Raw genomic sequence first — 22,383 nt, forward strand, 5'->3', positions numbered from 1 at the left:
TTCGGATTAGCATTACTAATTAGAGATAGATCGAGTAGTTACAAAATAAGATGCGAGGGAGGAAATCAGTACCTTTATAAGGATATAAGGAATGACCACGATGTTAAGATTTTTTAATACAGACTTGATTACTAATCCTGATGGAAGTGTTTACCATTTAAAACTGCTGCCCAACGATATTGCGGGAACAATTATTACCGTTGGTGATCCTTCACGGGTAGCAGAAGTAAGCCGCCATTTTGACCGGCTGGAAGTGGAAAAGAGTAACCGGGAGTTTATTACGCACACCGGGTGGCTGGGTAACAAACGGTTAACAGTGATCTCCACCGGCATCGGCACCGGCAATATCGATATTGTGTTAAATGAATTAGATGCCCTCGTCAATATAGACCTGGAGTCACGAACCGCTAAAGAGAAGCTGACATCATTGAATATTATCCGGATAGGTACTTCCGGTGCTTTACAGCCTGATGTGCAGGTGGATAGTCTGCTGGTTTCCAGTCATGCTATTGGGATGGACAGTCTGATGCACTACTACAACGCCACTATTCCGGCCGATGCGTTAGCCTTACTTAAAGCTTTTAATGAGGGCGCAACGTTCTGGCCGGGTTTAAATTCTTACATTTCTTTAGCAAGCCCGGTATTAATGAACACTTTAGGAAAAGGGTTCTTATCAGGCATCACTTTAACAGCGCCAGGATTTTACGCGCCACAGGGCAGGATCCTGCGCGGTGGATCAAATTTTCCGGATCTACTGAAAAAACTAAGCGGGATGGATATTTGCGGAAGGAAAATTACCAATATGGAAATGGAAACTGCCGCCATATATGGATTAGCTACCAACCTGGGGCATCAGGCAGTTTCCTTTAATGTGATCATGGCAAACCGTTCGGATGATCAGTTTAGCGTTGACCCGGCCAAAAGCATGGAAAAAGCTATTCAATTGATCCTGGAACGGATCATTCAAACTAGTGAATCCAATTAAATAGTTTGTGTTTTACCTTTTTTTATTAGTAACAATTCAATAATTTATTTAATATCACGTATTGATCTTCAAATAGAAATTTACAGCCTTTATGTAACGATTCCTATTGAACTGGTGTCTTATAGTTATGAAGCTACTTTCCTTAACCTTATTTGCGGTATTACTATTTAATTTTGCCAATGCGCAAACCAATGGCGGCAAAATTTCAGGATCGGTTTTAGACGAGGGGAAAAAGCCACTCAACGGCGCAACCGTTATTTTACTTGTCGCAAAAGATTCGACACAGGTAGCGAGTCAACTTGCGGAACCAGATGGTAGCTTCAACTTTCAAAACTTAAAAGACAATACTTACCGGGTAGTAGCAACCTATATAGGTTATAAAGATTACCGTAGTGACAATGTAACTGCCAACCAGCAAAATCCGGTTAATTTACCGGCATTTATTTTATCTCCAGCCGGAAAAACACTGAATGACGTAACCGTAACCGCCCAAAGGTCATATATCCAGCAAAAAATTGACCGTACGGTAGTTAATGTAGGTGCGCTAATATCCAATACCGGTGCTAATGCTTTGGAGGTGCTGGAAAAAACACCGGGTGTGCAGGTAGATGCTGATGGCAATATTACCTTTAAGGGAAAAAGCGGTGTATTGGTGATGATTGATGATAAGCCTACCTATCTATCGGCCGCAAATTTAGCTACTTATCTGCGTTCTTTACCGGCTTCGTCATTAAACCAGATTGAGCTGATGGATAATCCACCGGCTAAGTACGATGCCGCAGGAAACGCGGGCGTAATCAATATCAAAACAAAAAAAAATACCACCAGGGGGTTTAATGCAGTTGTATCGGCTGATTTTGCGCAAGGGCATTATGGGCGTATGAATGAAAGTATTAACCTTAACTACCATGTAGACAAAGTTAACGTGTTTGCTAACCTTGCTTATGATCAGGAACGAACTTTTAGGAGGCTTGAAATTGACAGGGATTATTTTGATGCGGACGGAAATCAAACCTCGTCTCTAAAGGATATTTCCTATTTCAGGCCCACAAGCAGAAACACCAATATTAAAGCGGGAATGGACTATTACGTATCGCCCAAAACAACCTGGGGAGTAGTATTTACCGGTACCATATCGCCCGAGCATGACAATAGCCCGGTATACAGTTTGCTCTACGGTAAAAACGGCGAATTGGATTCGACCATCAATACCCAAAATACATCTAAAAATAAGTTTGACAGCAAAGGCATAAACCTGAACTATACCCATAAGTATGATAGTGTAGGCAGGGAGCTTACGTTCGATCTGGATTATATTCGTGATGTATCGAGCGGTAACCAGTTGTTTGTAAATAATACTTTTTTGCCTGATGGTACTTTAACAAACTCGCAAACGCTGAGTGATAATTTACCTTCTACCATTAATATTTATTCCGCCAAGGCTGATTATTCTCATCCGCTCAAAGGCAAAGCAAAGCTGGAGGCAGGCGTTAAAAGCAGCTATGTAAATACAAATAACGCTGCCAATTACTTTAACGTGGTTAATGGTGTAAGTACCATTGATTATAATAATACTAACCAGTTTTTATATAAAGAGAATATAAACGCTGCATATATTAATTTTAATAAAGATTTCGGCAGATTCTCATTACAAACGGGCTTGCGCGCAGAAAATACCAATGGCGATGGGCATCAGTTAGGCAATGCCGAAAAGGCCGATTCATCATTTGTTAATCATTATACCAACCTGTTCCCAACCGCATTTCTTTCGTATAACCTTGATACGGCCAAGCATAACGTGCTGGTTCTTTCTTATGGCCGCCGAATAGGCCGGCCGAATTATAGCAGTTTAAACCCTTTTACATTTTTTGTGGATGAGTTTACCTATTTCTCCGGCAACCCTTTCCTTAAACCGCAGTTTACCGATAATTATAAACTGGCTTATAGTTTTAAAAGCCTGTTTACCGTTGCGGTTGCATATGATTATACAACCGATGTTCAAGGTGAAACTATTCATAACATCGGCGACGTATTTATCAGTACCACCGGAAACATAGGGCAACTGAAAACATTAAATTTTTCAGTCAATACTAATTTGCAGCCTGCCAAATGGTGGACGATTAATCTGTATGCCGAGGTATATAATAATAATTACCAGGGTCAATTTTATACGGGCTACCTTAGTCAGTCAAAAAATACATTGGATTTCAATGGCAGCAACCAGTTCACTATATCAAAAACCTGGAGTGCTGAATTAAGCGGCTTTTATGATACCGGTGGTGCTTATGGTCAATTTATTACCTTACCTAAAGGCATGCTTAATGCTGCTATTCAGAAAAAAATATTGAACAATAAAGGCTCTATCAAGTTAAATATGCGCGATATCCTTCACACATTCAGCCCGAGCGGTACTATCACCAATATTGCGGATGCAAGTGCAACGTTTCATAACTTTTTGGATACGCGGGTGGCAACCCTGGCATTTACTTATAGCTTCGGCAAATCAACCAATACACCTCCAAAACGCGATACCGGTGGCGCCGACAGTGAGCAAGGCAGGGCGCATTAGGGAAATTTCAATCTTTATTCAGCTTATGGTCGGTGTTATCACCATAGGTGTTCGGAAGATTAAAAGGGTGTAATGCTGAGCGTAGTCGAAGCATGCGGGCAGGCCTTTACGCTCATGCTTCGACTACGCTCAGCATGACACCCCTCTCTTTTTTATAGAAAACTCATTAGGAAAGAAGCAAATCTGATCTTCCGAATACCCATGGTGTTATCACTGCACCATCAACCCCCAGCCCCACTGCATAATTCAAATCATCTATAAAAAGCGGAAAGCCATTTAGTATAAACTAAGTGGCTTTTTGCATATAACCAACCTCTACAAACCAAATCCTTCGTTTTCTGGTCAAAATCAACCTTTATGCTCAAATAATCAGGATAGCATCTTACATAATTATGTAAATATCCTACACAATATGCTTTACCCGGCTGGTTAGCTTTGAGTAACCAACAAACTAAAGTTATAAACCAACCCTTCAATAGCTGGGAGAATTAACGTGAGGGCTCATTAAGGCAAATAACAGCGCATCGGAATGCGCTTGTTGTAAACGCTTTATGGTTCGCGAAAATTCGATCTGATCATTGAACCCATTTCTTAAATATGCATGAATTTATATTAGATCTGGAAATTGCAGCCCCAATGCCTTCACGCAAGGACTGGCGGATCGGCACTATCGGTTCGGGGGCAATTGTGCGTGGGTGCCATCAGGTAGCTTACCGCAACGCGGGGTTTAACTCCTATGGCATCGCTTCACTCAGCAGGGCAAGTGCAGCAGAAGTTGCAAAAGAATTTGACATACCTAATGTTTATGATTCATGGCAACAATTAATAAAGGATAAAAACATAGAAATTATTGATATCGCAGTTCCACCTGATCAGCAACTGGAGATAGTACGGGAGGCTGTAAAAGAGAACGGGCATATTAAAGGAATACTTTGCCAGAAACCCCTGGCTATGAACCTCGAAGAAGCCAATGAGATTGTTATCCTGTGCGAGCAGGCTGGGGTTAAACTGGCTGTTAACAGCAATATGCGTTACGACCAATCTATCCGGGCATTAAAAACATTACTCAATAATAATTACTTCGGCGAAATAGTTTTGGCAACAATTGATATGCGGGCCATACCTCACTGGCAGGGTTTTCTTGAAAAATACGATCGCCTGGAGATGCTGAATATGGGCATTCATCACATAGATACATTCCGTTACCTGTTTGGCAATCCCGAAAAGGTAACGGCAATAACCAGGAGCGACCCGCGAACCAAGTTTAAACATATTGATGGTATTACACAGTATACGCTTCAATACGCAGATGGATTGATGGCGACCAGTTTAGACGATGTTTGGGCATGGCAGGGAGAGGGCACACAAAAAGATATGTACATCAGGTGGCGGGTTGAAGGATTGAAGGGGATGGCATTAGGGGAGATTGGCTGGCCTAAATATCCCGAAAAGGGCTTAAGTACAATCAAGTTTACCACCCGTAAGTTCCCTGATAAATGGATAGAACCAACCTGGGATACCGTTTGGTTCCCTGATGCGTTTGAAGGAACGATGGCTTCATTACTGCGTGCTGTTGAAGAGGATACATTACCCGAAATAAATGGCCGCGATAATTTGTACACCATGGCTACCATTGACGCGCTTTATTTATCTATAAAAGAAGAAAGAACTGTAAAACTATCCGAAATATTACAAAACCTTAAATAATTAAGAGAAATGATATCAGTAGGCATTTTTAATGGATACTATCCATATACACTGGCAGAAACGATCAGTAAAGTAAAAAAAGACGGCTTTAATTGCATTCAGCTTGATCTGAGTTTTAAAGATTTTGACCTGAATGATCCGCACACTTTACCTCAAACCCTTAACATCGAAAAAGCCCGAACCATACGTAATGCTTTCCGGGATGCCAATATTGAAATTGTGGCTATTTCGGGCTATACTAATCTGATTGCTCCCGATCCTGAAAAAAAGCGTAAAAATATAGAATATGTTAAAACCCTGTTAACGTTTGCCCGTGAACTTGGAACCCCATATGTGATTAGTGAAACCGGGACCTATGAGCCCAGCAGCGATTGGGTATTTCATGAAAAGAATGCTACCGAAGAGGCTTTCCAGGAAATTAAGTCGGTAATTAAGGAATTGGCGGAATTTGCCTACAATCACGATGCTGTATTTTTAGTAGAAAACTATGTAAACAACGTAGTAGGCAGTGTTGACCAATTATTGCGGTTATTCAGGGAAGTAGACCATCCGGGCTTAGGGTTATTGATGGATCCGACCAACTATTTCAACGGTGTAAATATAAAGCATGTTGATGCCGAACTTTACCGCATTTTTAACGCTTTGGGAGATAAAATAAAGATTGCTCATGCCAAAGATATTAAGCAGGCCGAGAATAGCGGGGAAAAACACGCCGCTATTGACGCCGTAGAATCACACACCTTTCGTGGTGCCGGGGATGTTGAGCTTCCGGCAGCAGGCCTTGGGGTATTGAACTATGAATTGTATTTAAAGCTACTTTCTAAAAAACATCCAAACATCCCGATTATTATTGAGCACCTGGACGAGGAAGATATTCCGCGCGCGAAACGATTTGTGGACGACGCGTTAAAAACAATCGGAGCCTAAATAATGAACAGCATATTTATTTGAAATTTAATATCATGAAAGATTTAAAATTAAGTACCGAACAAAAGGCCGCATACAATAAAGACGGATATATTGTAGTAAAAGGTTTTTTAAGCAAAGAAGAAGTTGAGCTGCTATATAGCATTGCCACAGGCGATGATGTGCTGAAAAATAAAGCATTTGATTTTAACGACCAAACGGGAAAGCGGACCAAGCTTACCCTTTGGTTTACACCCGGCGATGATGCCTATGGCTTATTAACCCGTAGCGAGGCTTTGGTTCAAGCTGTTCAGGATTTACTGGGAGAGGGTGAAGTGTGTCATTTTCACTCAAAGCTGATGCAAAAAGAGCCGCAGGTAGGCGGTGCCTGGGAATGGCATCAGGATTATGGCTATTGGTATAAGAACGGATTTTTATTCCCCGATGCATTAATTAGCGTAATGCTTGCCCTTACAGAAGCATCCGTACAAAACGGGTGCCTGCAGGTATTAAAAGGTTCACATAAAACAGGGCGGATAGAGCATAGTTTTGCCGGAGAGCAGCAAGGGGCCGATATGGATTTTGTAAACGAAGCCCTTGGCCGCTTTGAGCGTGTGCCGGTAGAATTAGCGCCGGGCGATTTATTATTCTTCCATCCCAATACATTGCACATGTCTGAAGCCAATACATCAGATAAACCCCGCTGGTCAATGATCTCGGCATATAATTTGAGTTATAATAAACCTTTCAGGGAAAAGAATTTATCGTGCATTACACCTGTACAAACTGTACCTAACGATGCGATCATCTCCACCGGCGCTAAAGGCTTATCCGCAGATAGGGATTTTCTTCAAAAAGAAGATGAGATAACCCTGAAGGTGAAGTAATATTGTAATATTAAGACCGTAGACATTGGAAATTAATTTTTTTTGCCCCAGATGGGGATGCGAGCAAATGAGCTGGGATTTATTTTGCCGAAAGGTGAAGGATGCAGGCTATGACGGTGTGGAATACGGCATCCCAAATGATGTGGCGGTGAATGAACTAGACGAAGCCTGGAATAATTTTGAAAAATATGGCCTGGCAGTTATCCCGCAGCACTATGGTACTTATGATGCTGACTTTGCAAAACATTTTGATAATTATGCCGCCTGGCTCGATATGGTAAAGCCATATAAAGCGCTCAAAATCGATTCGCAAACGGGTAAGGACTACTTTACTTTTGAACAAAATAAAAAGTTAATAGAGCGGGCGGGCGGGCATTCACGCAGCTGCGGTGTGGAGGTATTGCATGAAACGCATCGTAACAAATTTACTTTTGCTGCCCATATCACCTTTGATTATCTGAACAGGCTACCCGGGCTTCGCATTACGCTCGACGCTTCGCACTGGGTAAACGTAGCCGAATCTTTTTTAGAGGATCAGCAGGAAGCGATAACGCTGGCAATTAACCGCACAGAACATATCCATGCCCGTATAGGTTATCCGGAAGGGCCGCAAGTTCCGGATCCGGCAGCGCCCGAGTGGAATGAAGCATTACAGCATCATTTAAACTGGTGGGATAAGGTTGTTGAACGAAAGCGGTCCGAAGCTAATGCCCTGGTAACCATTACGCCCGAATTTGGCCCATATCCGTATATGGTACACCTGCCTTATTCACAAAAACCTATTTCTGATCAATGGGCGAATAACGTTTATATGATGAATTTGCTTAAAGAACGGTATCGACAACTTTGATCTAACTTTGTTGTGATTAAAAAAGCCTCAAATTAATTTGAGGCTTTTTTCTTTAATTAGAATGACTAACGTTTTTAATTCCCTCTTTTTTGCTTGCAAAAGAGAGGGTGGTCGAGGCGAAGCAAAGACCGGGTGAGTAACTATACGAGCGGCATTAGCGCGAATACCCGGTGCATAGCCGACTCACCCCGAATGCGCTACGCTGTTCAATCCTCTCTCCGGCAAGCCGGAAAGAGGGTGAAAAACATTTCTCTTAACTTAAAGACACATATTATTTACATTGCATTCATAATATTAACTTTACGCAGGTTAAGCTGATCCAATTATACTTCTAATGCATCGTATCATCAGGAAACATATTTATACTTTATTATTTCTCTTGCTGATATTTAATATAGCCGCGGCCGGTGATATAAAGAATATTGGGGTGCCTTATGTGCAAAACTACTCCAAAGCGCTATACCAGTCTGGTAATCAAAATTGGTCAATAACAAAGGACGAGCATGGTATTATGTATTTCGGCAATGCCGATGGATTGCTTTCCTATGACGGGAAATACTGGCAAGTACATCCCATGCCCAACGACCTTGTTGTAAGGGCGGTAGCGGCAGATGGCAAGGGCAAAATATACGTCGGTGGTTTTGGCGAATTTGGATACTGGCAAACTAATAGCAAAGGCTTCCTGATTTACCATTCCCTTATCCCCCGGGTTCCTAAAAAAGATGTTCTTAACGAAGAGATCTGGAAAATATATGTCGATGGTGACCGTGTTTTGTTCCAGTCGTTTGGTGCCATTTATATTTATGCTGATGGTAAAATAACTACCATTAAATCTGCTAATCCATGTGTGTTTTTATACAAATTGGGCAAGAGGTTCTTTATCGAACAACTGAACATCGGCTTATTTGAATTAAAGAAAAATCATCTGGAGTACGTTCAGGGTAGTAATATTTTAGGTAATAGCGGTGTCCTATCTATCCTGCCGTATAAAAAAGACGAATTCATGATCGGCACATCAAAAGATGGGCTGTTTACGTTCGATGGCAAAAAAATACAACCCTGGGCCAATCAGGCTGATGATTTTTTAAAGACATATCAGCTTAATAACGGCGCGGTGGTCTCAGGTAAATATTATGCCTATGGTACCATATTAAACGGCGTGGTGATTATAGATACAGCGGGCAATGTGGTACAGCATATCAATAAATCAAGCGGATTACAGAATAATACTGTTTTAAGTTTATATGCTGATGATGAGGAAAACCTGTGGGCCGGGCTGGACAATGGTATCGACCGGATTGAACTAAACTCCCCGCTTTACTTTTATTTCGACAAAACCGGAAATTTCGGAACGGTATACTCCAGCAGCATCTATAATAACAAAATTTACCTGGGCACTAATCAAGGTTTGTTTTATAGCGAATGGTCACCGAATAGTACTAATCAACTGTTCGATAAATTGAACTTTCAATTAATCCCCGGCTCACAAGGCCAGGTTTGGGACTTGTCTACCCAGGATGGTAAACTGTTTTGCGGCCATAACGATGGCACTTATTTAGTGAACGATGCCTCGATCAAAAAAATAGCTACAGTTACCGGCGGTTGGACTATCAGAAAGCTAAATAAGGATATGCTGATACAGGGCAGCTACACCGGTTTGGTGATTTACCGGAAGGATGCCTCGGGCAACTGGGTATTCGATCACCGGATAACCGGCTTTAGCGAACCATCAAGATATGTGGAGCCGGATGCTAAAGGACAGATTTGGGTAAGCCACGCCTACAAAGGCATTTACAAACTCACTTTAAATAGTGATTTAACAGCGGTAACCTCCAAAAAATATTACGACGAGCGCAATGGCTTGCCTAGCAGCTATAACATCAATGTATTTAATCTTGATAATAAGATCGTCTTTTCATCCGATTCTGGATTTTATAGTTACGATGATATTACCGACCGTTTTTACAAATACCAGCAGTTAAACAGTAATCTGGGCGAGTTTGCCTCATCCAACAAAATCATTTCTGCCGATGGGAGAAAATATTGGTTCATCAACCATGGCCGGGTGGCGCTTGCTGATTTGTCACAAGCCGGGAAAATCGCTATTGATTCCAACACCTTTACCGTACTTAACGGAAAAATGGTGCAGCACTATGAAAATATCAGCCGCATAAACAACCGCATGTATCTGATTAGTGTTGACGACGGATTTGTGATTTATAACGATGATGATGTAAACACAACCAATAAAGTAACACTACCGCCGGTACTGATTGGCCGTGTGGAGAATATAACCGATAAAATATTGGCTATAAGCGATAATGGCAGCGACAGCTCGGTAGAGATTCCCTTCACTAAAAACAACATTCGTATTGTATACGCTTTGCCCTATTATAGGCAAGCTAAAATCAAGTATCAGTATTATTTAAAAGGCTATTCAACACAATGGTCCGACTGGACAACGCAAACCCAAAAGGAGTTTACCAACTTAAGCCAGGGGACCTATGTTTTTAGCGTTAGGGCCAAAATAAATGATAACAATATTACTGGCGCCACCAATTTTACATTTACCATACTGGCGCCATGGTACAGCAACAAAATAGCCATAGTAGTTTATGTGATATTGCTGATTATCGCTTATTACATTTTGAGGAAATTGTATGCGCGAAAGCTGAAACGCCATCAGGAGCATATCCAGGAAAAGCTGCAGAAGGAAAAGGAGGAGTTCCTGAAACAGGAAGTCATCGCAAATGAGCAACAGATAGTAAAGATTAAAAATGAGCAATTGCAGGAGGCACTCGCAGGTAAAAGCAGGGAGCTGGCTAACTCCGCCATGAACATTGTTTATAAAAACGAGTTGCTGCAAAAGATAAGTGACGAGATGCTGAATTTGAAAGATAGTAACGGTAAAAAACTATCTGAAGAGCAGCTTAAAAAAATCCAGAAGGTGATCAACGAAGGGATGACCGATGAGCGCGACTGGAATTTATTTGAAAGCAGCTTTAACGAAGCCCATGAAAGTTTCTTCAAAAAATTAAAAGTACATCACCCCGACTTGGTTCCAAATGATTTAAAGCTTTGCGCCTACTTGCGCATGAACATGAACAGTAAAGAAATGGCCTCTCTTTTAAACATTTCGTTGAGAGGGGTGGAGATCAGGCGCTACAGATTGCGGAAAAAGCTAAATCTGGAGCATGATAAGAACCTGGTGGAGTTTCTCATGGAGCTATAACACTACATCATTACCTCTCATAACCGTTTTTTTATTGTTTTGAATATTTAAAATATGTGTAGTGTATTTGTTACAATAGAAATAATGTAATTGGTTGGTAATAAATACGTTGTGAAAATTGTTTTTTGTAAGTGAGAAAGTATTTTATAAGTGATGTAATAATGTAGAGGCACATTATTTGTGATAACTCCATTATCTCCTGAATTTCGATCTCAACAAAACCAATTATTTTTTTTCACCTATTTTAAATTACCCACATGAAGAGAATTTTTACAATCTCAGGGTTTATCTTATTATGTTTCTTTTTTGTTAACTCAGCTTTTGCCCAAAATTTTACGGTAAAAGGTAAAGTGACAGACGCATCAACAGGCGAGGTATTGCCGGGTGTAAGCGTTATAATAAAAGGAACAAATAATGGTACCCAAACCGATGTTAACGGCGCCTTCGCACTAAGCGTAACGCCAAACGCAACATTACAGGTATCCTTTGTAGGATATACCCCACAAGACGTAGCCGTGAACCATGATGCGCCGGTTACAGTTAAACTTGCAGCCACAAACAGCGAACTACAGCAGGTTGTTGTTGTTGGTTACGGTACACAGCGTAAAATTGATAACACCGGGGCAGTAGCAACGGTAAAAGGCTCCGACCTTTCCAATCAACCTTCTACCAATCCGCTAAGCGCTTTAGAAGGTAAAGTTGCAGGTGTCGAAATTATTAACAGCGGCCAGCCGGGCGCATCGCCAACAATCAACATTCGTGGTGTCGGCACAGTTTCGGGCGGTACTAATCCTCTGTATGTTGTTGATGGTGTATGGTATGATGATATCAGTTTCCTTAACAACGCGGATATTGAAACGCTAACCGTTTTAAAGGATGCTTCAAGTACTGCTATTTACGGTATCAGGGCGGCTAACGGGGTTGTTATTGTTACCACTAAACATGGCAAAAGCGGCAAACCGGTAATCAGCTATAACGATTATTTTGGATGGCAAAAAGTAACAAACCAGGTAAAAATGGCCAATGGTACCGAGTACGCGACAGCCATAAATGAGTTATATGCCGATAATGGTGTAACGCCTGCATTTAGCAGTAACCCGTCAATGTACGGTACAGGTACTAACTGGTATAGCCAGGTATTAAGGACTGCACCGGTGAGCAATAACCAAATATCAATATCAGGTGGTTCTGAAAAAGATAAATACAATGTTTCAGTAGGCTACCTTGATCAGGATGGTATTGTTAAAACCAATAATTACCAAAAATATACGGTACACGTAAGTAATGAGTATACGCCGATTAAAAATTTGAAAATTGGTTTTACAGCAAATGTTTTATCAAGTAATTCAAGGGATGTAAACCCTTCAATATTCCATCAATTATATACAGCTGCACCAATAGTTCCTGTATTTCAAGCTGACGGCAAGTATGGCGATCCTGCTGACTATAATATTGGTGGTGGCGCGAATTATAATCCTCAGGCCACTATTGATTTCTACAATCAGCATTCAAAAAATAAAGAACTCTCTGGTGGGGCATATGCTGAATATACAATTACTAAGGGCCTTGTATTTAAAGAAAGCTTTGGCGGTGAGTTAGCACAGGCCGAAGTAAGAAATTACACTCCGATTTACTTTGCAACCGGTGGCCAGCAAAGCACTACTTCGTCACTCGACTTAAACCACACGGAAAACCGTAACTGGATTTGGGAAAACACCTTAACATACAACAAAAAAGTTGGTAAAAATAGTTTCACAGGTTTATTAGGTTACAGTGCTCAGGAATATAAAACTTCATATTCTACCGCAACTGCCGATAGTGTTGCATATGCAAAAACAGGCAACTTACATACTTCATTTCCTAACGGAGCACAAATATTGTATCCGCAATTAAACCAGTCGTTATACACGTTCCTGTCTCAATTTGCCCGTTTGAATTATTCATATGACGACAAGTACTTATTAAACGCTTCTATACGTCGTGACGGTGCATCTGAGTTTTATCCAAATTCATACGGATATTTCTATTCAGCAGGTGCAGGCTGGGTTGTTACTAATGAAGCTTTCATGAAAGATCAGCACGTTTTTAATATGCTGAAATTACGTGCCAGTATAGGAACAGTGGGTAATGCCGCTGTACCTCATAGTGTAAACGTATTAACAGTAACTAATGATCCAACACAATACACTGCTATTTACGGCAATCCACAATATCCTGTAAATGGCGAAAGCATCAACACTGTAGTACCTCCATCTACAAAATGGGAACAAGCAACATCAACAGATTTTGGTATAGAGGGTACAATTCTAAATAATCATTTAACGTTTGATGCTGAATACTATAACAGGCTTACCAACAATGCTATTTTTGCCGTACCTATCCTGGCATCAACCGGTTTGAATGGCCCTAACGGAGGTTTGGTAGCTAACCAGGCCGATATCAGAAATCGGGGCTTTGAGTTTTCCATCACCTGGCAGCAGCATATTAATAACGACATATTTTACTCTATCAGCCCTAATCTGGGTATAAATAGTAATGTAGTAACCAAAGTTCTTTCAGGCAATAACCCGCTATATGGTGGCAGCAATGGTATTACCAATGGCGCGTTGGCAACCCGTACGGTAGAAGGCCAGCCGATAGGTGAATTTTATGGTTATAAAGTGATAGGCATTTTCCAAAACGCGGCGCAGGTTGCTGCTTCAACAGCAAAAGGCACTGCAAAACCAGGTGATTTTATTTACCAGGATACTAACGGCGACGGGCAAATATCCAGTACCGACCGTGTTGACCTAGGTAACCCAAATGCTAAGTATGGTTATGGCCTTAATACCTATTTAAAAGTGAAGAATTTTGATTTGACACTTGATTTTCAGGGCCGCGCGGATGTAAGCGTATATAACTCAAACCTGGCTTACCGTTTTGGTAATGAAAACTTCACCCAGGATTTTTATGAGCACCGCTGGCATGGTGCGGGTACTTCCAATACTTACCCATCTGTAAACCTTGGCTCTACCTATGATTCAGCACCTAACTCATTTTATGTTACAAGTGGTGCTTATTTCAGGGTTCGTAATATCCAGCTAGGTTATACATTACCGCAGGATATATTAAAGAGAGTAGGAGTACAAAGCATCAGGTTCTTTGCAAATGCCCAAAATGCTATTAACATATTTGGTTACAAAGGCTTTAGCCCCGAAGTTGGTGGCGGCCCAACCAGTGAGGGTATTGATGCCAATGTATATCCTCTGTATGCTACTTACAATTTTGGTGTTAACGTTACATTTTAATTCGTATAACGATGAAAAATAAAAAATATAATTTACAAAAAACGATCGGGCTTGGCCTGGTCGCCGCAATAGTTATTTCCCAGGGATGTACGAAAAGCTTTTTAAATAAAACCCCGGCTGGTACAACCGTTGCTACTCAGTTTTTCAAAACATCTGCCGATGCAACAGCTGCAGTTGCAGCTATGTATGCCGACCTTCATGGTTATAACGAGACCGCTTTCCCTCCTGTCGCGCTCGAGAGTGTGGGATCGGATGATGCCACTAAAGGCTCGGTGCCAACCGATGCTACTTTTCTAAATTCGTACCATAATTTTACGATTACCTCGGGTGATGGGCAATTGGATGGTTTTTGGGGCGCACTGTATAATAACATCAATTTTGCCAACCAGATACTGGATAATGTGCCGAATATTGATATGGATGCTTCTTTAAAAGCGAGATATTTGGCTGAAGCACGATTTATCCGCTCTTATGATTACTTCAGGCTGATATGTAATTTTGGTGATGCTCCATTGCGTCTGCATGTTCCAACATCTACAACAGATTACAATTTGCCACGTACCCCTAAAGCGCAGATTTATGCCCAAATTGAGGCCGATCTTACAAGCGCCGCGGCAGTATTGCCTGCAACCTATAATTCGGTTGATGTTGGCCATGTTACCAAAGGCGCGGCGTTAGCCCTGCATGCAAAGGTGGCATTATATTTAAAAAACTGGGCAGATGTGATAACCTATACCAACCAGGTAACCGCTTTAGGTGTTTATTCTTTGTTTCCGAACTATGAAAAGATGTTCAGGACTCAAAATAAAAATAACTCTGAATCCATCTTTGAGATACAGAATATGCTGATACCTAATGAGCCAAGTGAATCTAATTCGCAATATTCACAGGTACAAATGCCAAGGGTTACAGCGCCTGCGGGCGGTTGGGGATTTAACAACCCAAGCCCAAGCCTGATAGCTGAGTTTGAACCAGGTGACCCTCGTTTAGCAGCCACCGTTATTTATACCGGCCAAACTACTGCCGAAGGTGACTTCATTGATTCATCGGCGCCTAACCCTTACTATAACTATAAATCGTATGTGCCTTTTTCCCTGTTTGTTTCTGGCTTTAACACGGGTTGCCAGCAGGATAAAATTGTAATACGTTATGCTGAAGTATTATTAATGAATGCTGAAGCTAACAACGAATCAGGAAATACAGCTGCCGCGTTAGCTTCATTAGAATTGGTAAGAGCCAGGGCAAGAGAAGGGAATGCAGCTATTTTGCCCGCGGTTACAACTACAGATCAAACCGCTTTACGTGCCGCTATTTATCATGAAAGAAGAGTGGAAATGGGTATGGAGTTCGATCGCCATGCTGACGTGATACGCCAGGGCCGTGGTGCCGCTGTATTTGGCCCGCAAGGTTTTGTTACCGGCAAGAGTGAAGTTTGGCCTATCCCGCAAAACGAAATTGATTTGAGCGGTGGTACACTTACTCAAAATCCGGGTTATTAATTTATTAAGAAGATAATAATTGTTTACTCTCATAGGTTGCCCGGTGAATGCCGGGCCGCCTTTTTATATGTTTAACTAATAGTGGCCATTCAGCATAATTAAAAATATAAAGGCACGAGGTTTTTTAACAGTGCGATGATTAACATAATTTAAAACTACCGCACCGGCTTACTCTGGAGTTTATTTATGAGTTGTCCCGTTGCAAACCGGAATAAAAAACTTAAATGAAAAAACTACTTATACTTCCCTTTCTTATTCTCTCAGCCTTTTGTTGCCAGGCGCAATCCACAAAGAAAAATGTGGTTAGCGATGGCATTAAACCCGTAGGCATCATCAAGAATTTATCTGACAGCGCTTTGCTTGATGTGGTGCAGCGCCAAACCTTCCGGTACTTCTGGGATTTTGCCCATCCGGTAAGTGGACTGGCCCGCGAACGCAGCAATACCTCTTATAATTATGGCCCCGAAGTAGTAACCATTGGTGGTTCCGGATTTGGGATCATGGGTATTGTGGTGGCTACCCAACGAAAATGGATCACCCGCGAGCAGGCAGATGATCGCATGCTTAAAATTGTACGCTTTTTATATAGAGCCGATTCTTTCCACGGTGTATTTCCGCATTGGTTAAATGGCGAAACAGGTAAGGTAATCCCTTTTGGTCGCAAGGATGATGGGGCAGATTTGGTAGAAACATCGTACATGTTTGAAGGATTATTATGTGCACGCCAGTACTATAATGCCGATAACGCCAAAGAGCGGGAAATTCGTGATAAAATAAATGGGATGTGGAACGATATTGAATGGAATTGGTTCACCCGCCACGGTCAGGATGTGCTGTACTGGCATTGGTCGCCAAACAATGGTTGGGCCATGAACTTCCCTATCCATGGTTTTAATGAGTGCTTGATTACCTATGTTTTGGCAGAATCAGCCACAAGGTATCCGGTTCCGGCATCTGTTTATCATAAAGGTTGGGCACAAGGCGATTTCTTCAAAAATGGAAAAACATTTTATGGCTATAAATTGCCTTTAGGCTTCGATTATGGTGGCCCGTTGTTCTTCTCACAATATTCTTTCATGGGGCTCGATCCGAAAGGGCTAAAAGATGAATACGCTGATTATTGGGAACAAAATCAAAATCATACCTTAATCAATAGGGCATATTGCGTTGATAATCCTAAAAAATTTAAAGGTTATGGCGAAAACTGCTGGGGTTTAACCGCCAGCGATAATTACGATGGCTATAATGCCCAGTCGCCAACTAACGATCTGGGTGTTATTACACCAACCGCGGCTTTATCGGCTTTCCCTTACACGCCTAAATATTCTATGCAGGCCTTACGCCATTTTTATTATGATCTGGGCGATAAAATATGGGGGCAATATGGTTTTACCGATGCTTTCAGCGAATCACATAACTGGTATGCTAAATCATACCTGGCTATTGACCAGGGACCGATAGTGGTGATGATAGAGAACTACCGCAGTGGCCTGCTATGGAACTTGTTCATGAGCTGCCCCGAAGTAAAAGCGGGATTAAAGAAGTTAAACTTTGAAAGTCCGAAAATAAACTAAATTAGAATTCCTGAATACCAAAATACAAATCTATATGTTACGTAAACCTATTTTACTTTTTATGCTGATCGTATCAGCAAGCAGCGCCTTTTCGCAGGCCGTATTGCCCGCTCAACAGAAAAAAATGGATGCCTTTATCAATAACCTGATGTCGAAAATGACATTGGATGAAAAGATAGGGCAGCTAAACCAGGTATCGGTTGGCTTTGATGTTACGGGCCCGATAGTAAGTAAAAATGTGAACGAAAATATAGAAAAAGGAAATGTAGGGTCGGTACTAAACACTTATACGCCCGACGCGGTACGTAAATTACAGCAAATAGCGGTTGAGCATACCCGTTTAAAAATCCCGTTGTTATTTGGTTACGATGTTATTCACGGGCATAAAACCATATTCCCTATACCCTTAGGTTTAGCATCAAGCTGGGATTTGGATATGATCAAACAAACGGCAACTATTGCCGCGCAGGAAGCCAGCGCTGATGGTATTAACTGGGTATTCTCGCCAATGGTTGATATAGCCCGCGACCCTCGCTGGGGCCGCATTGCTGAAGGCTCGGGTGAAGATACCTGGTTGGGATCACAAATAGCTAAAGTGATGGTACAAGGCTATCAGGGTAATACATATTTAAACAACGATAAAGTAATGGCCTGTGTTAAGCACTTCGCGCTATACGGCGCGGTTGAAGCAGGGCGCGATTACAATACCGTAGACATGAGCGAACACAGGATGTTTCAGGATTACCTGCCACCTTACAAAGCTGCCATAGACGCGGGCGCAGGCAGCGTGATGTCGTCATTTAACGAGATCAATGGCGTGCCGGCAACCGGCAATAAATGGCTGATGACCGACCTGCTGCGCAAAAAATGGGGTTTCACAGGTTTAGTGGTTACGGATTACACCGCTATCAACGAAATGATAAACCATGGCATGGGCGAAACCACCTATGATGTAGCGAAGGTTGCGCTTGATGCAGGTATCGATATGGATATGGTGGGCGAAGTGTATTTAGATAACTTGAAAAAATTAGTTAAAGATGGCAAAGTACAGCAATCACAAATTGATGTGGCCTGCCGCAGGGTATTAGAGGCAAAATACAAGTTAGGTTTATTTGCTGACCCGTACCGTTATTGCAACGATGAGCGTGCGCAAAAAACCATCATGAAGCCGGAATTTTTAGAAGCGGCTACCGAAGCCGCGAAAAGAAGCATCGTGTTACTAAAAAACAGCAACAATACCTTACCATTAAAAGCAACCGGCTCAATAGCCCTGGTTGGTCCGTTGGCTGATGATCATCGTGATATGATTGGCCCATGGAGCGGTGCAGGCGACTGGCAAAAATCGGTTACGGTATTAGAGGGTATTAAAAAACTTGCTGGCAACCAGGTGCAGATCAACTACGCTAAAGGAGCAAACATTACTAACGACGACTGGATGATCAAACGCTTAGGTGCTGATCAACTAAATAATGATAAACGCCCGGCTAACGAAATGATTGACGAGGCCGTAAACGCTGCTAAAAAATCAGATGTTATTGTGGCTGTTGTGGGTGAATCCTTCGGCATGTCGGGTGAAGCGGCAAGCCGTTCAGAAATAGGCATTCCATCGGCACAAGAAGACCTGCTTAAAGCTTTAAAAGCTACAGGCAAACCAATGGTAATTATACTGATGAATGGTCGTCCATTAACCCTTAAATGGGAAAATGACAACGCCGATGCCATGCTGGAAACCTGGTTTGCCGGTACCGAAGCAGGTAGTGCTATTGCCGATGTTTTATTTGGCGAATACAACCCATCTGCAAAAATTACAGCAACCTTCCCGCAGGATGTTGGGCAGATCCCTTTGTATTACAGTCATAAAAATACAGGCCGCCCGTACCAAGGCGATTTCACTGATCGTTACAAATCACGTTATTTGGATATATCTAACGATCCATTGTATCCATTTGGCTTCGGCTTAAGCTATACTACGTTTACTTACAGTGATGTAAAACTGAACAATAACACCATTAAACCCGGCCAATTGCTGCAAGTAAGCACCACCGTTACAAATACCGGTAAATACGATGGTACCGAAATTGTACAGTTATATACCCGCCAAATGGTGGGCTCGGTAACACGCCCGGTTGAGGAATTGAAAAAATTTAAAAAAATATTCCTGAAAGCAGGCGAAAGCCAGGTGGTCAACTTTACCATCAGCTCTGCTGATCTGCGTTTCTATGACATCAACATGAAATACACCTATGAGCCCGGCGACTTTAAAGTGTTTGTAGGAACAAACTCACGTGATGTTAAAGAAGCTGATTTTAAGCTGACGAATTAAGAAACTATTCAAAAATGATAAAACTATCGTCATTGCGAGGAACGAAGTAATCTCTAGGCTATGCAGAAAAGCATTTATGGTTCGCTCGTCCTGTGTAGAGATTGCTTCGTTCCTCAGCAATGACGCTTTGTTCTTTGGGTTTATCTTCCCTTCTGAACCACAAAAAAGCCGGTAATTAATTACTGCCTTTTTGATTTAAACAAATGGTAACCAATCCCAACTTGAACAGTCCGGTAATATATTTTACCCGACCCTAAGCCAGAGCCTATAGTGTACGGACTAAGCCCCTGTAAATATGTCGCGTCAAAATAAAACCTTTTAATAGTATACTGTGCCCCTGCGGAGAAGCTAAAGTTTACTTTGCTGCTTATGGTTGTACTATTTACATAAGGCGTTACTGTGCGTATGGTTGTGGTATCGGCAGAGCTGCTTAATGGCCCCAACGTGTTTTTATTTGCCTCGGTTTTTATAGGGATGCTGATAACCGGGCCAGCTTTAATAGTAAACTTATCTGAAACTTTGTAAGTAACCAGTACCGGCACATCAACATAAACTATTTTTCTGGTGCTGTTTATAGTTAGTTGGCCACTATTATGCGTGATTTTTTTACTGCTATCGCCTATGGTAATATAATTTAAATTACTCTTACCATAACTGCCCGAGATGATCCTGGTTGATAGTACGTTAGCCCCAATAGCTATACCCCATTTATTATGAACCTGATAGTTACCCATAACCCCTAAAAATGGATTCAGGTTTGAGCCTTTGTTGGTGTTTGCACCAAGGTTAATATCAACAGTAAACTTAGAATCAGCTGTTTTTTTGGCGACTGATGCCTTACTCTTCGCCCCAGACTTATTTGACTGGTTTTTGACTTTAGCATCTGCCACTTGCTTTGCAGCAGCACTTTTTGCAGCCGTTGGATTATCCGTTTTTGCGGGTGAATTTGTCGCGTTAACGTTCTGTGTTGTACCGTTTGTGCTGGCTCCGGCTATGGCATTTCCGGTGTTAGATGACGCTACGCCATTTGTTCTTATTAAGTTTTGATCAGCAAGTAATTGTTGATCACTTTTAGATGTACCGGTATTTCTTTTCACCACCTTGGAATAAACCTGATTAGTGGAATGATACTGAGATACCCCTCTTTGCAAGCCCGGGTTATATAAACCAGCCCCCGGGGTTGTCACCGCACCGCTATTTCCTCTGGGAGCAAAGTGGTTAACTATTCTGTTTCGGGGAGTACTACTGCCACCCGCCGCTTTGTTATTTACCCCGGAGGATTTAACATTTGATATAGCAGCATTATTTGTAATATGTTTCAACTCAACTTTATTCACATTAGTAGTAGCGCCATTTACATTGCTATTATTGGCAGATGGGAATTTGCCGGGTTGTACAGATGAGTTAAGCATATTTTGCTTAACGTTGGATTTAATGGTATTACTGCTCGCGGCATTCTTCGTACTGTAAACAGCGTTACCGGTTGATGAACCTGTTGTGGCTAGGTTGCTTTTATTAGCAGCGCTATCTGTAATTATCTGGGCATGTTTGCCTATTGGTTTATTTGTTTTTTCATGGTGATGTGCCAGTATACGGGTAGCGGCATAATACAATATCGCGGCGCTGATAATAGTAGCTAAAACATACATCAGTTTTACCCATAATGATGTCCCTGCCTTTGGTGTAATAACCGGACTGTTTACAGGCATATGCTGATCCAACAAACCCTGCATTTTTTGCCACGCACCATGCTCATCTCCCTGTAAAGGAAGTTCCTGCATTTTGGTTTGCCAGAGTTTATTATACCACGCTGAATCTTTCATTTTGCTGTATTATCAGTTGGTTGTGAACTATTATCAGGGCTTACTAATAAAGCCCTTAATTTCTTCTTGCCTTCCGCAAGGTGCCATCGTGAGGTACCTTCGGTAATATTTAATTGTGTACTTATTTCTTTGTGCGAATAGCCATCAATCACCGACAGGTTAAAAATAACCCGTGTAGCATCCGGCAGTTGTTGTATGGTTTTAAGCAGATCCTCAGCATATAGCTTACTAAGCACGCTGGGTTCTAAAAAAAAATCATCGGTATCCTGGTCGTCAAAATCCTCCGTGAAAAACTTAAATTCCTTACGATTATAGTCGATAGCGGTACGGATTATTATAGTACATATCCACGCCCCTAGGTCGCCTTTATGAGCATCATATGTTTTAATGTTCTGAAAAATCTTTAGAAAGCCCTCGTTAACAGCTTCCTGCGCCAGATCATTCGTTTTTAAATAGCGATAGCAGATACGCAACATTTGGGCATAAAAATGCCTGTACAGGCTTTCCTGAGCACTACGCTCATTGCCTATACAGCCATTCACCAACTGTGTAACCTGCTTCTTAGAAAGATCCATTCAGTATATAAACACGCTAAATCCCTAACATCCTTAATTGCCTTACGTGCTTTAATGGTAAAACGCGGGGTGCAATTAAAAATAAATTGCATTTGCCTAATCCCGGCTTAATTTATAAAAATATATGCAGGCCAACCCCGCGTTTTGGATTTTAGTTGCGTAATGT

At 41.7% G+C, this 22,383-nt stretch carries 13 protein-coding genes; 11 read left to right on the plus strand and 2 right to left on the minus strand.

From position 1 onward, the window contains the following. The first annotated feature begins 100 nt into the window (after positions 1 to 100). From GSQ74_RS07615 to bglX, 11 genes are all read left to right on the plus strand, one after another. A complete protein-coding gene (locus GSQ74_RS07615) occupies positions 101 to 985 on the plus strand; it encodes a nucleoside phosphorylase (protein WP_158991847.1) in 885 nt (294 codons plus the stop codon). Positions 986 to 1,112: 127 nt separating this feature from the next. After that, positions 1,113 to 3,554, plus strand: coding sequence for an outer membrane beta-barrel protein (locus tag GSQ74_RS07620; protein WP_158991849.1), 2,442 nt, complete (start codon positions 1,113 to 1,115; stop codon positions 3,552 to 3,554). 597 nt (positions 3,555 to 4,151) lie between these two features. Then, positions 4,152 to 5,261 carry a Gfo/Idh/MocA family protein gene (locus tag GSQ74_RS07625; protein ID WP_158991851.1) on the plus strand — a complete coding sequence of 370 codons (1,110 nt, stop codon included), beginning with the start codon at positions 4,152 to 4,154 and terminating at the stop codon, positions 5,259 to 5,261. A gap of 9 nt (positions 5,262 to 5,270) precedes the next feature. Continuing rightward, positions 5,271 to 6,188 carry a sugar phosphate isomerase/epimerase gene (locus GSQ74_RS07630; RefSeq protein WP_158991853.1) on the plus strand — a complete coding sequence of 306 codons (918 nt, stop codon included), beginning with the start codon at positions 5,271 to 5,273 and terminating at the stop codon, positions 6,186 to 6,188. 35 nt (positions 6,189 to 6,223) lie between these two features. Continuing rightward, positions 6,224 to 7,054 carry a phytanoyl-CoA dioxygenase family protein gene (locus GSQ74_RS07635; protein WP_158991855.1) on the plus strand — a complete coding sequence of 277 codons (831 nt, stop codon included), beginning with the start codon at positions 6,224 to 6,226 and terminating at the stop codon, positions 7,052 to 7,054. Positions 7,055 to 7,121: 67 nt separating this feature from the next. After that, positions 7,122 to 7,904: a sugar phosphate isomerase/epimerase gene (locus tag GSQ74_RS07640; protein ID WP_216846699.1), complete on the plus strand. Its 783-nt coding sequence runs from the start codon at positions 7,122 to 7,124 to the stop codon at positions 7,902 to 7,904. A 334-nt stretch (positions 7,905 to 8,238) separates the two neighbouring features. Beyond that, positions 8,239 to 11,136 (plus strand): triple tyrosine motif-containing protein, encoded by a 2,898-nt coding sequence (locus tag GSQ74_RS07645; protein ID WP_158991859.1) that lies wholly within the window; start codon positions 8,239 to 8,241, stop codon positions 11,134 to 11,136. Positions 11,137 to 11,393: 257 nt separating this feature from the next. Next, entirely contained in the window at positions 11,394 to 14,423 is a 3,030-nt protein-coding gene (locus GSQ74_RS07650) for a TonB-dependent receptor (protein WP_158991861.1), read from the plus strand. Positions 14,424 to 14,434: 11 nt separating this feature from the next. Beyond that, entirely contained in the window at positions 14,435 to 15,922 is a 1,488-nt protein-coding gene (locus GSQ74_RS07655; protein ID WP_158991863.1) for a RagB/SusD family nutrient uptake outer membrane protein, read from the plus strand. A 224-nt stretch (positions 15,923 to 16,146) separates the two neighbouring features. Beyond that, on the plus strand, positions 16,147 to 17,496 hold the full coding sequence (locus GSQ74_RS07660) for a glucoamylase family protein (RefSeq protein ID WP_158991865.1): 1,350 nt from the start codon (positions 16,147 to 16,149) through the stop codon (positions 17,494 to 17,496). Between the two features lie 34 nt (positions 17,497 to 17,530). Continuing rightward, complete coding sequence (gene bglX, locus GSQ74_RS07665) at positions 17,531 to 19,819, plus strand: beta-glucosidase BglX (protein ID WP_216846700.1); 2,289 nt, start codon at positions 17,531 to 17,533, stop codon at positions 19,817 to 19,819. Between the two features lie 179 nt (positions 19,820 to 19,998). Here bglX and GSQ74_RS07670 read toward each other — a convergent pair whose 3' ends face one another. Then, the gene (locus tag GSQ74_RS07670; RefSeq protein ID WP_158991868.1) at positions 19,999 to 21,642 is read right to left on the minus strand and encodes an outer membrane beta-barrel protein; all 1,644 of its coding nucleotides are present in this window, start codon (positions 21,640 to 21,642) and stop codon (positions 19,999 to 20,001) included. Further along, on the minus strand, positions 21,639 to 22,217 hold the full coding sequence (locus GSQ74_RS07675; RefSeq protein ID WP_158991870.1) for an RNA polymerase sigma factor: 579 nt from the start codon (positions 22,215 to 22,217) through the stop codon (positions 21,639 to 21,641). Before GSQ74_RS07675 ends, GSQ74_RS07670 begins: the two co-directional genes overlap by 4 nt. Positions 22,218 to 22,383: the final 166 nt, after the last annotated feature.

This window comes from Mucilaginibacter sp. L196, from assembly GCF_009765905.1.
GTDB lineage: Bacteria > Bacteroidota > Bacteroidia > Sphingobacteriales > Sphingobacteriaceae > Mucilaginibacter.

Excerpts from the sequence above, each read along its gene's own strand:
- GSQ74_RS07615 (WP_158991847.1), top strand. The coding sequence starts at position 101 with ATGTTAAGATTTTTTAATACAGACTTGATTACTAATCCTGATGGAAGT.
- GSQ74_RS07620 (WP_158991849.1), top strand. The coding sequence starts at position 1,113 with ATGAAGCTACTTTCCTTAACCTTATTTGCGGTATTACTATTTAATTTT.
- GSQ74_RS07625 (WP_158991851.1), top strand. The coding sequence starts at position 4,152 with ATGCATGAATTTATATTAGATCTGGAAATTGCAGCCCCAATGCCTTCA.
- GSQ74_RS07630 (WP_158991853.1), top strand. The coding sequence starts at position 5,271 with ATGATATCAGTAGGCATTTTTAATGGATACTATCCATATACACTGGCA.
- GSQ74_RS07635 (WP_158991855.1), top strand. The coding sequence starts at position 6,224 with ATGAAAGATTTAAAATTAAGTACCGAACAAAAGGCCGCATACAATAAA.
- GSQ74_RS07640 (WP_216846699.1), top strand. The coding sequence starts at position 7,122 with ATGAGCTGGGATTTATTTTGCCGAAAGGTGAAGGATGCAGGCTATGAC.
- GSQ74_RS07645 (WP_158991859.1), top strand. The coding sequence starts at position 8,239 with ATGCATCGTATCATCAGGAAACATATTTATACTTTATTATTTCTCTTG.
- GSQ74_RS07650 (WP_158991861.1), top strand. The coding sequence starts at position 11,394 with ATGAAGAGAATTTTTACAATCTCAGGGTTTATCTTATTATGTTTCTTT.
- GSQ74_RS07655 (WP_158991863.1), top strand. The coding sequence starts at position 14,435 with ATGAAAAATAAAAAATATAATTTACAAAAAACGATCGGGCTTGGCCTG.
- GSQ74_RS07660 (WP_158991865.1), top strand. The coding sequence starts at position 16,147 with ATGAAAAAACTACTTATACTTCCCTTTCTTATTCTCTCAGCCTTTTGT.
- bglX (WP_216846700.1), top strand. The coding sequence starts at position 17,531 with ATGTTACGTAAACCTATTTTACTTTTTATGCTGATCGTATCAGCAAGC.
- GSQ74_RS07670 (WP_158991868.1), bottom strand. The coding sequence starts at position 21,642 with ATGAAAGATTCAGCGTGGTATAATAAACTCTGGCAAACCAAAATGCAG.
- GSQ74_RS07675 (WP_158991870.1), bottom strand. The coding sequence starts at position 22,217 with ATGGATCTTTCTAAGAAGCAGGTTACACAGTTGGTGAATGGCTGTATA.